Source organism: Mycolicibacterium baixiangningiae, assembly GCF_016313185.1.
GTDB classification, from domain to species: Bacteria; Actinomycetota; Actinomycetes; order Mycobacteriales; family Mycobacteriaceae; genus Mycobacterium; species Mycobacterium baixiangningiae.
Genome location: NZ_CP066218.1, coordinates 359,164 through 368,732 on the forward strand (window position 1 = coordinate 359,164; position 9,569 = coordinate 368,732).

General features: G+C 66.9%; 12 protein-coding genes. 8 read left to right on the top strand and 4 right to left on the bottom strand.

All coding sequences use genetic code 11. The features are described 5' to 3' along the window. Positions 1-15: 15 nt before the first annotated feature. The 3 genes from I7X18_RS29435 to I7X18_RS01690 are packed head-to-tail and all read right to left on the bottom strand — an operon-like array spanning position 16 to position 1,309. Positions 16-201: a VOC family protein gene (locus I7X18_RS29435; protein ID WP_226862973.1), complete on the bottom strand. Its 186-nt coding sequence runs from the start codon at positions 199-201 to the stop codon at positions 16-18. Next, positions 198-620 (bottom strand): VOC family protein, encoded by a 423-nt coding sequence (locus tag I7X18_RS01685; RefSeq protein WP_193044857.1) that lies wholly within the window; start codon positions 618-620, stop codon positions 198-200. The genes I7X18_RS29435 and I7X18_RS01685 overlap by 4 nt, the downstream gene beginning before the upstream one ends. Then, positions 617-1,309 (bottom strand): GntR family transcriptional regulator, encoded by a 693-nt coding sequence (locus I7X18_RS01690; protein ID WP_193044856.1) that lies wholly within the window; start codon positions 1,307-1,309, stop codon positions 617-619. The genes I7X18_RS01685 and I7X18_RS01690 overlap by 4 nt, the downstream gene beginning before the upstream one ends. Positions 1,310-1,424: 115 nt before the next feature. Here I7X18_RS01690 and I7X18_RS01695 point away from each other — a divergent pair, with 115 nt between their 5' ends. From I7X18_RS01695 to I7X18_RS01715, 5 genes are read left to right on the top strand one after another with little or no spacing between them, the layout of a single operon-like run. After that, a complete protein-coding gene (locus I7X18_RS01695; protein ID WP_193044855.1) occupies positions 1,425-2,207 on the top strand; it encodes an HpcH/HpaI aldolase family protein in 783 nt (260 codons plus the stop codon). Further along, positions 2,204-3,001 carry a carbon-nitrogen hydrolase family protein gene (locus I7X18_RS01700; protein WP_193044854.1) on the top strand — a complete coding sequence of 266 codons (798 nt, stop codon included), beginning with the start codon at positions 2,204-2,206 and terminating at the stop codon, positions 2,999-3,001. Before I7X18_RS01695 ends, I7X18_RS01700 begins: the two co-directional genes overlap by 4 nt. Position 3,002: 1 nt before the next feature. Continuing rightward, positions 3,003-4,103 (top strand): C4-dicarboxylate TRAP transporter substrate-binding protein, encoded by a 1,101-nt coding sequence (locus tag I7X18_RS01705; protein ID WP_193044853.1) that lies wholly within the window; start codon positions 3,003-3,005, stop codon positions 4,101-4,103. Beyond that, a complete protein-coding gene (locus I7X18_RS01710) occupies positions 4,100-4,618 on the top strand; it encodes a TRAP transporter small permease subunit (RefSeq protein WP_193044852.1) in 519 nt (172 codons plus the stop codon). The genes I7X18_RS01705 and I7X18_RS01710 overlap by 4 nt, the downstream gene beginning before the upstream one ends. After that, on the top strand, positions 4,615-5,991 hold the full coding sequence (locus I7X18_RS01715; protein ID WP_193044851.1) for a TRAP transporter large permease: 1,377 nt from the start codon (positions 4,615-4,617) through the stop codon (positions 5,989-5,991). The genes I7X18_RS01710 and I7X18_RS01715 overlap by 4 nt, the downstream gene beginning before the upstream one ends. A gap of 41 nt (positions 5,992-6,032) precedes the next feature. Here the strand turns inward: I7X18_RS01715 and I7X18_RS01720 are convergent, their stop codons facing one another. Then, a complete protein-coding gene (locus tag I7X18_RS01720; protein ID WP_193044850.1) occupies positions 6,033-6,611 on the bottom strand; it encodes a TetR/AcrR family transcriptional regulator in 579 nt (192 codons plus the stop codon). A gap of 109 nt (positions 6,612-6,720) precedes the next feature. Between I7X18_RS01720 and I7X18_RS01725 the strand changes: the two genes are divergently transcribed. From I7X18_RS01725 to I7X18_RS01735, 3 genes are all read left to right on the top strand, one after another. After that, on the top strand, positions 6,721-7,758 hold the full coding sequence (locus tag I7X18_RS01725; protein WP_193044849.1) for an aldo/keto reductase: 1,038 nt from the start codon (positions 6,721-6,723) through the stop codon (positions 7,756-7,758). Positions 7,759-7,980: 222 nt separating this feature from the next. Beyond that, complete coding sequence (locus I7X18_RS01730) at positions 7,981-8,697, top strand: MlaE family ABC transporter permease (RefSeq protein WP_226863236.1); 717 nt, start codon at positions 7,981-7,983, stop codon at positions 8,695-8,697. 3 nt (positions 8,698-8,700) lie between these two features. Continuing rightward, entirely contained in the window at positions 8,701-9,558 is an 858-nt protein-coding gene (locus I7X18_RS01735; protein ID WP_193044847.1) for an MlaE family ABC transporter permease, read from the top strand. Positions 9,559-9,569 lie beyond the last annotated feature (11 nt).

A 9,569-nucleotide genomic window follows, 5' to 3' on the forward strand; every position in this document is an offset into this window, starting at 1 on the left:
AATTTGCATGCGAGGTCAAGCGGTGACGATCTCGTTGCCTTCGGGATCCAGTTCAGGAAGTGCGGTGCCGTCGACCACCAGGTGCAGTCGGTTACGCACCGTCTTGGGTTCGTCGACCCGGATGAACTCCACCCAGAACCGCGACTGGTGACGCAGCGATGCGTACGCCGGATGTGCGCGGGTGACCGGCAATCCCGTCATGTCAGACCAGTACCGGGCTTGCGCGGACGGATCGCGCGCATCGAACACGACCGCCGCGATCGGACCGATGTCGCGGTATTCGTCGCGGGGTTCGAGCACGCAGAATTCGTTGCCCCAGGATCGGACAAGACCACCCACGGCACGTCACCCTGGCCGATGTCGACCGGTTCCGCGCCGAGTGCCCGAGCCCTGCGGACCATATCGGCCTGGTGGTCAGCCGATGTGGAGGCCAGGTCGAGGTGTAGCCGGTTCTTGACCCGCTTCGGTTCGTCGGTCGTCGCGAAGCGCAGGCACATGTCGTCGTCGTAGAGGCGACCCGCGTTGTCCCCGGCTGTCGGCAGCTGCAGGAGCTCCGACCAGAACGTGACGAGCGGGGCCGGGTCGGTCGACTCGATCAGTACCTCGCGGATCCCGGTCATCCCTGCGCCGCCCCTCTGACAGCGGAGAAGGCATCCACCAACTCGGGGATCTCACGAAGGTGCCGGCGAAGAACGTCGACGCTGGCCTCGGCGTCATTGCGGTCAAGGGCGGCGACGAGTTCGCGATGCTCGCGTTCGATGGTGGCCAGCCGGGCCGGCGCCTCGACGAGGGTACGAGTTCCGAGTCGGACCTGACGTGGTTGCAGCGCGTCGTAGAGTTCGGCGATGACCGCATTGCGTTGATGACGGACGATCTCGGAATGAAACAGTTGGTCCAACTGGGCGAACCTGTTCCAGTCGTGGTCGCGTCCGGCCTGCGCCATCTCTTCGATCAGCCCCCGCGCGCTTTCGGGCATGCCGGCCTGACGCTGACAGATTCTTCGCAGCGCGTCGGACTCGAGCACGAAGCGGGCCTGGTAGATCTCCCGCATTTCTGCCGCCGTGACGACGCGCACCTGCGCCCCCCGGCGCGGCAGGAGGTCGACGTAGCGTTCCACCTGGAGCCGCTGCAGAGCTTCTCGGACGGGGGTTCGGGAGGTGTTCACCCGCGCGGCCAGGGCCACCTCGTCGATGAACTCGCCCTCCGCGAACTCGCCGTCGAGGATTGCGTCGCGGATCCACTCGTAAGCGCGCTGGCCGGCGGAGGTCTTGGCCGCCCCCGCGCCTGAACGGCTTCCCACGGTGGACATGACTCATTGAACCATTTACACCTTGCGCATTCTTCGTGTATACAACATGTCTACACGTGTGTTCTGCTGTCTGAATCGCTTTTGCGCGTTCGAGTCACCGAGAAGAGGCACCGCGATGGCATCACCACCCCGACACGGCTTGGGACCGGACCAGCCGTCGGTCTCGATATGGCTCACCGAACCCTCGGCGGCGGCCGTCGAAATGGGTCACCTGGCCGGTTACGACACCGTTGTGCTCGACATCGAGCACGGGCTGTTCGACCTGCGCGCGCTGGACTGGATCATCCCGCTGATCCGCGCCAAGGGGATGCGGGTGGTCGCGAAAGTCCTTGGGCCGGAGCGAGGCCCGATTCAGCAGGCGCTCGACTTCGGCGCCGATGCCGTCGCCATCCCGCACATCACCTCCGCCGAGCACGCGGTCGAGATCTGCGGGTTCGCGAAGTTCCCGCCGCTGGGCGATCGGTCGTTCGCAGGCGGCCGGACCTCCGAGTACCGGGGGTTCACCGACGACTGGGTGACGGCTCAGGACCGCAGGACACACTGCTACCCGATGATCGAGGATGCCTCCGCGTTCGAGGCAGTGGAGGAGATCCTGGGTCTCCCCGTGGTCGACGGGATCTTCATCGGGCCCTCTGACCTGTCGCTGCGCCGGGAGCGCGGCGCCTACGGCGTAACCGAGGCAGACCTCGCCGACATCCGCCGCCTCGCCCGCGCCGCCAACGCCGCCGGGAAGCCGTGGTTGCTCCCGGCGTGGAGCGGCGCGGAGCAGCGCCTGGCCGTGGAAGAGGGTGCGCACACGATCGTCGCCGCCATGCAGTACGGCGCCATGCTGGCGGGGTTCACCGCGACCATGCAGAACCTGCAGGGAATCACTGCGGACGCGAGGAGCGCCCGATGAGCCTGACCGCCGCGGTTGCACAGTTCGCGCCTTCCGACGACAAGGCGGCGAACGTCGACGTGATGATCGGTCTGATCCGGCAGGCCGCGGCGTACGGCGCCGAACTCCTGGTGCTCCCCGAGTACGCGGTGTTCACCGTGCCCACGATGGACGACCGTTTCGTGCACTCCGCCGAACCCATTGTGGGACCGTCGGTTTCACGGCTGGTCGAGTCCGCAGCCGAATCCGGCGTGACCGTCATCGTCGGTGTCAACGAGTCTGCCGAGGATGGCAAGATCCACAACACCCTGGTCGGGATCCAGGACGGCGAGGTCGCCGCCGTGTACCGCAAGGTCCACCTCTACGACGCTTTCGGCTACCAGGAGTCTGATCGAGTGATCGCGGCCGACCCCTCGGCGCCCCAGCTGTTGCAGGTCAACGGATTCACGGTCGGCATGCAGACGTGCTACGACCTCCGCTTCCCGGAGACGTCGCGCGTTCTGGTCGATGCGGGCGCCGACGTGATCGCCCTGCCTGCCGAGTGGGTTCCCGGACCGCTCAAGGAATATCACTGGAACACCCTGCTGCGGGCGCGGGCCATCGAGAACACGGTCTATGTCCTCGCCGCTGATCAGATCGCCCCCGCCGGTTCCGGGAACAGCGTCATCCTCGATCCGATGGGCATCCCGTTGGCCGCGCTCGGTGAGGCCGCCGACATCGGCGTGGCCCGCCTCGAGCGCAGTCGCCTCGACAGCGTGCGCACCGTCAACCCGGCGCTCGCACTCCGGCGCTACCGCGTCGAACCGGAGGCGTGACATGACCCCGGGTGCCCGTGTGCTGCGCCGGTTGCGCCGCTGCGCAGCAGTTTGCGCGGTGGCTCTGAGCGTGACCGCGCTGTCGGGCTGTGCGGGAGACGACGGAACCTACGTCCTGCACTACACGACGTACTCGTCGCCGACCTCGGACCAGTCCCGAACGGTTCAGCGGTGGGCCGAGGAGGTCGAGGAGCGCACCAACGGCGGCGTGCGGGTGAAATTCCACTACTCCGAGAGCCTCATTGGCGCGGACGAGTCGCTGCAGGCGACCCTCGACGGTCGAGCGGATCTGGCCCAGGTCGGCTCGCTCTACTCGGCATCGGATCTCTCGATGTTCACCGTGATCGAGTTGCCGTTCGAGACCAACAACCCCCAGGTCCAGATGACGGCCATCGAGCGGCTCTACGAGGAGAACGAGACCTACCGGCAAGACTTCGACCGGCAGGGCGTGCAACTCCTCTTTCCCCTGCCGCTCGGGATCAACCTCATCGGTGTGGAGGAGCCTGCCCCGACACCAAAGGATCTGGCGGGCCGCAGTATTCGGTCGGGTGGCCTCACCTCCGAGGCGCTGCTCGCGGTGGGCGCCAACCCGGTTGCGATGACCGCGACCGACATCTACGAGTCGATGGAGCGCGGCGTCATCGACGGATACACCTCGTTGGCGATCGCCAATCTGTCCACGTTCGGGTTGTCGACGAGTACGCCATACCTGGTTGACCCCGGCATCGGAAGCTACGCATCGTCGATCGTGGTGGTCAACTCCGAGCTGATGGAGTCGATGCCCCCGGAGTTCCAGGACGCGATCGCCGAGGCGTCCGGCCACGCCGTCGCCAATGGGTTGTCGGAGATGGACGCGCTCGGCGAGGAGGCCTGCGGCGACCTGCGCAGCACCGGCGCGAATCTGACCACGATGCCGCCCGGGGATGTCGAGGCGTGGAAGGAGCGCGCCGGGATCGCCGAGGGATGGGTCGACCGCTATACCGAGCGCGGCTACGACGCGGAAAGTGTGCTCGCCGACTACCGCCGGATCGTCCGTGAAGAGTCCGCGCGATCGCGCTATGCCGATCCCTTCTACGCGTGCCTCGAAGGAGTAGAACGATGACCGAGGACGTCACCCTTCCGCGGCCGGTGACGCTGGTCGCGCAGGCGCTGAGCATCGTCGCAGGAGTCCTGCTGTTGGGACTCATCCTGTTGACCATCGCGGATGTGGTGAGCCGCAACGCCGGTGACCGTTCGATCGTCGGAACCGTCGACATCGCCACGATGCTGCTCGTCGCCATCGCATTCCTGGGCCTGGCCGCCGCCGAGGCCGACGGCCGCCACGTCGCCGTCGAGCTGTTGGAGAGCCGCTTGGGGGTTCGCACGCGGCTGGTGTTGTCGGTTGTCCGCACGCTTCTCCTGATCGGGCTGGGCCTGCTGCTCACCTGGGGTCTGAGCGAGGTCCTGGTCAGCTCGACGGCTCGCGGTGAGACGACGAACGACATCCTCAGGCTGCCGACGTGGCCCGCGAAGTTGGTGCTGCTGGCCTCTTTCGCCGTCTTCTTCGTCGTCGCCGTGTGGAAGGAACTGCTCACCTTCGCCGCGCTTCGGACCGAGCCGAGTGGGAGAAACCGATGACCGCGACCACCGGCGTGGTACTGATCGTCGTACTGCTGCTGTTCTTCGCCCTCCTGGCTATCCGGCTGCACGTGGGCCTGTCGCTGATGGCCTCGGCCTTCGTCGGAGTGCTCCTGCTGCGTGGCACCGGCGCCGGGGTCAGCACAGTGTCCAACCAACCCTTCTCGACCGCGGCCAACTACTCGCTGACGATCATCCCGCTGTTCATCGTGATGGGGATCTTCGCCGTCCGAGCCGGGCTGGCCCAGGCCGGCTTCGACCTGGCCTCGGCGGCGTTGCGGCGACTCCCCGGCGGACCCGCACTCGCCTCACTGGCCGGGTCCGGCATGTTCGCCGCCGTCACAGGATCGAGCGTGGCCACGGTGGCCACCATGGCTCGCGTCTCCACCGACGCGATCCTGCGCGCCGGGTACGGCATCCGCCTCGCCGCCGGGGTGGTCTGCGCCGGAGGGACTCTCGGTGTTCTGATCCCACCCTCGATCGTTCTCGTCCTCTATGGAGTGGTCACCGAGGAGAGCATCGGCCAGCTGCTCATCGCCGGGATCGGCCCCGGGTTGGTCACCATCGCGGTCTACGCGGTCACCATCGTCTCGCTGGTCACGTGGCAGCGTCGGCGCGCACGCGCCGGCGGGCCGCGCGTGGACAGCGAACAGGGCGTGAACAGTACGGCGGACAGCACCGCTCAGCCCTCCGAGTCGGTGGAACCCGGCCGTCTCGACATCGCGGGGTTTCTCTACCTGGCGGTCATTTTCGCCGTCTCCATCGGCACCATCTATCTGGGGGTCGCGACCCCGACGGAAGCGGCCTCCTTCGGTGCGCTTGCGGCGCTGCTGATCCTGCTGCTGCGGACGCGGCCGCCGACGTGGCTCAGAGAGCTCGCCGAAGCGTCGAAGGAGGCGATCGGCCTCACCGCGATGACCTTCCTCCTGATGGTCGGCGCTGGAGTGTTCACCTACGTGCTGGCGCTGAGCGGGGCAAGCACGTCGCTGGTGAGCGCGGTGACCGAGGCGGAGCTGCCGCCGTATCTGGTGTTGGTGTTGTGCCTGGCCATTCTGCTGCCGATGGGCATGTTCCTCGACGGCATCTCGATGATCCTGATCGCTGCGCCGCTGCTGCACCCCATCCTGATCGGTTACGGATTCGACGGGATCTGGCTCGGCGTCATCGTCGTCAAGGTCGCTGAAATGGCGCTGATCACGCCGCCGGTCGGGATGAATGCGTTCGTGTACTCCGGTGCGGTGCGCGAGGCGGGGCTGGGCCGCGTCTTCCGCGGCATCGTCCCGTTCATCGTGGCCGATCTCGTCGTGGTGGCCCTGCTCATCGCCTTTCCCCCGCTCGTCACCTTCCTCCCGTCCATGTCGGGCGCCCAGTGATCCAGACGGCCGCCGCGTCCTGATCGCGCTGACCGTCCCTCTCACTGTTGGCGCAGCCCCTCGACGAACAGGCCGACCATCCGTCGATTGAATTCAAGATCCTGCCCCGGCACCGGCTGACACAGCAGCACGACCGCGTGCAGGAGATCGTGGGCGGTGACATCGTCGCGGCTGTCGCCGGCCGCGCTCGCGGCGTCGAGTAGGGATGCGACAACCGGTTCGACGCGCTGCATGAAGTAGGCGGGCAGCGCGTCGAACGCGGGGTCACCGGAGTGCAACGCCGCGGCGAGACCCTGTTTGGTGCCGATGAATTCGGTGAAGCGGTCCACCCATCTGGTGAGCGCCACCCACGGTTCGTACTCGTCGGCGAGCGCTGGCCCGGCGTTGGCACAGGCATCGATCTCGCGCTGCAGCACGGCGGCGACGAGATCGGACCGGCGGGGAAAGTGGCGATACAGCGTCCCCACCCCGACTCCGGCACGGTCGGTGATCTCCTTGGCGGGTGCGTCCACGCCGGACTCGGCGAACACGGCTCTGGCCGCTTCGAGCAGGGCGCCGACGTTGCGCTGCGCATCGGCACGCTTGCGCCGCCCAGGCACATCCGAAGAGTCCGCGTCCATCTCGCCACCACCCCTGTCGGCATCAAGCGTTGCTATCCGGAATGATATTCCATATAGTACCGGAATAACATTCCGCTTAGGCCGCGGCCGAGAACAGAGGAGCCCAACCATGCAGTACCGCACCCTCGGCCGCACCGGGATCAAGGTCAGCCCCTATGCGCTCGGCACGCTGATGCTCGGCGCATCGATAGGAAACCCCGATCACGACGACTCGGTCCGCATCGTCTACCGCGCACTCGACGCGGGGATCAACTTTGTCGACACCGCTGACGCCTACTCGCTGCCGCCGCACGGGGGATCGGAGGTGGTGGTGGGCAAGGCGCTCAGGGGGCGACGTGAAAGTGTGGTGCTGGCAACGAAGTTCAGCCGTCCGATGGGTGAGGATCCCAACCGCCAGGGTGCGTCGCGCCGCTGGATCATGACCGCGGTCGAGGAATCGCTGCGCCGTCTGCAGACCGATTACATCGACCTCTACCAGGTCCACCGCCTCGATCCGGACACCGACATCGAGGAAACCCTGTCGGCCCTCTCGGACCTCGTCCGCAGCGGGAAGGTGCGCGCGATCGGGACGTCCAACATGCCTGCCTCCGACATCGTCGAGGCGCAGTGGGCGGCCGAACGACAAGGGCTGCAGCGGTTCCGCACCGAACAACCACCCTATTCGCTTCTCAACCGTGGCATCGAAAGCGAGGTGCTGCCCACCGCGCAGCGCTTCGGTATGGGCGTGGTGGTGTGGGGTCCGCTCGGCCAGGGCATGCTCACCGGTCGCGCCCGCAGAGGCAAGGAGTCCGATCTGGTCCGGGCGGGCCTCTTCAGGGCGATGAGTGACGAGTGCCGCCTCGACGCCGTTGAACAGCTCATCCCGGTAGCCCAGGACGCCGGATTACCGCTGGTGCACCTCGCGATGGCGTTCGCGATCACCCATCCCGGTGTCACCAGCGCGCTGATCGGGCCCCGCACCATGGAACAGCTCGAGGACCTGCTCGCCGGCGTCGACGTCACGCTGTCGGATGACGTCCTCGACCGGATCGACGAGATCGTCCCGCCCGGTGCCGATATCGGCACGCTCGACCAGGCGTACGTACCGCCTGCCCTGCAGCACCTCGACCTCCGGCGCAGGCGCCTCCACGAGCGCGGCGCGGCCTGAGCCCGTCGAGCAGTTCGATGAGCCGCGCGAGCAGCGGTGAGGCTGTTCCCCGCAGACGCGCCATCCCGATGGGCGGGACGGACGATGTGCCCCAGCTCACCCGGGTGCCAGTGTTGCCCGTCGAACCACCGCCGGTCACTGCGTGGTGGGAACCGAGGAGGCGCACTGGTGAACCGGGCAGATCTGAATCGACCGCTCGGGGCGGCCGGCGGATTGTTCGGCATGACCCTCGATGCCGTTCGGTTCGCGTTCCGTCGGCCGTTCCAGGCCAGAGAGTTCCTGGAGCAGTCATGGTTCGTCGCACGGGTCTCGCTGGCGCCCACGCTTCTGGTGGCGATCCCCTTCACGGTGCTCGTCAGCTTCACCCTCAACATCCTCCTGCGCGAACTCGGCGCCGCAGACCTCTCGGGCGCCGGCGCGGCGTTCGGCGCGGTCACCCAGGTGGGTCCCCTCGTGACGGTGCTGATCGTGGCCGGTGCGGGGGCGACCGCGATGTGCGCCGATCTCGGTTCGCGCACCATCCGCGAGGAGATCGAGGCTATGGAGGTGCTGGGCATCAATCCTGTTCAGCGCCTGGTGACTCCGCGGATGCTGGCATCGGGGCTGGTGGCGCTGTTGCTCAACAGCCTCGTGGTCATCATCGGCATACTCGGCGGCTACGCCTTCTCGGTGTTCGTGCAGGACGTCAACCCCGGTGCGTTCGCCGCGGGCATCACCCTCCTGACCGGCATCGGCGAGGTCATCATCTCCTGTGTGAAGGCCGCATTGTTCGGTCTGATCGCCGGACTGGTCGCGTGTTATCGCGGATTGACGATCAGCGGAGGTGGTGCGAAAGCCGTGGGCAACGCGGTCAATGAGACCGTCGTCTACGCCTTCATGGCGCTGTTCGTCATCAACGTGGTCGTGACCGCGATCGGTATCCGAATGACGACGGGCTAGCGGATGGGGGCACTCGCCACGCTGGGATCCGCCTATCCCCGCGTCGTCAGTCAGGTCAGGAAGCCGGTCTCCCTGGTGGGGCGCCTCGGTGACCACATCCTGTTCTACGGCCGCGCGTGTGCCGGAATACCGCACGCCGCGATGAACTACCGCAAGGAGATCATTCGGCTGATCGCCGAGATCAGCATGGGCGCAGGAACATTGGCGATGATCGGCGGCACGGTGGTCATCGTCGGATTCCTCACCCTTGCCGCGGGCGGCACACTCGCGGTGCAGGGCTACAGCTCGCTGGGCAACATCGGGATCGAGGCGCTGACCGGATTCCTCGCCGCGTTCATCAACGTGCGGATCTCCGCACCCGTGGTGGCCGGCATCGGATTGGCCGCGACGTTCGGCGCGGGGGTCACCGCCCAGCTCGGCGCCATGCGCATCAACGAGGAGATCGACGCGCTGGAGACCATGGGCATCCGCCCGATCGAGTATCTGGTCAGCACGCGCATCATCGCCGGCATGATCGCGATCACCCCGCTGTACTCGGTGGCGGTGATCCTGTCCTTCCTGGCCAGTCAATTCACGACCACGGTGATCTTCGGTCAGTCCCCGGGGCTCTACGACCACTACTTCGCCACCTTCCTCAACCCGATCGACCTGCTGTGGTCGTTTCTGCAGGCGATCCTGATGGCGCTGACCGTGTTGTTCATCCACACGTACTTCGGCTACTTCGCGACCGGGGGCCCGGCCGGTGTCGGCGTGGCCGTCGGCAACGCGGTCCGCACCTCACTGGTCGTGGTCGTGGCGGTGACCCTGCTGGTCTCGCTGTCCGTCTACGGCGCCAACGGCAACTTCAACCTGTCGGGATAGGCGTGTTGTGG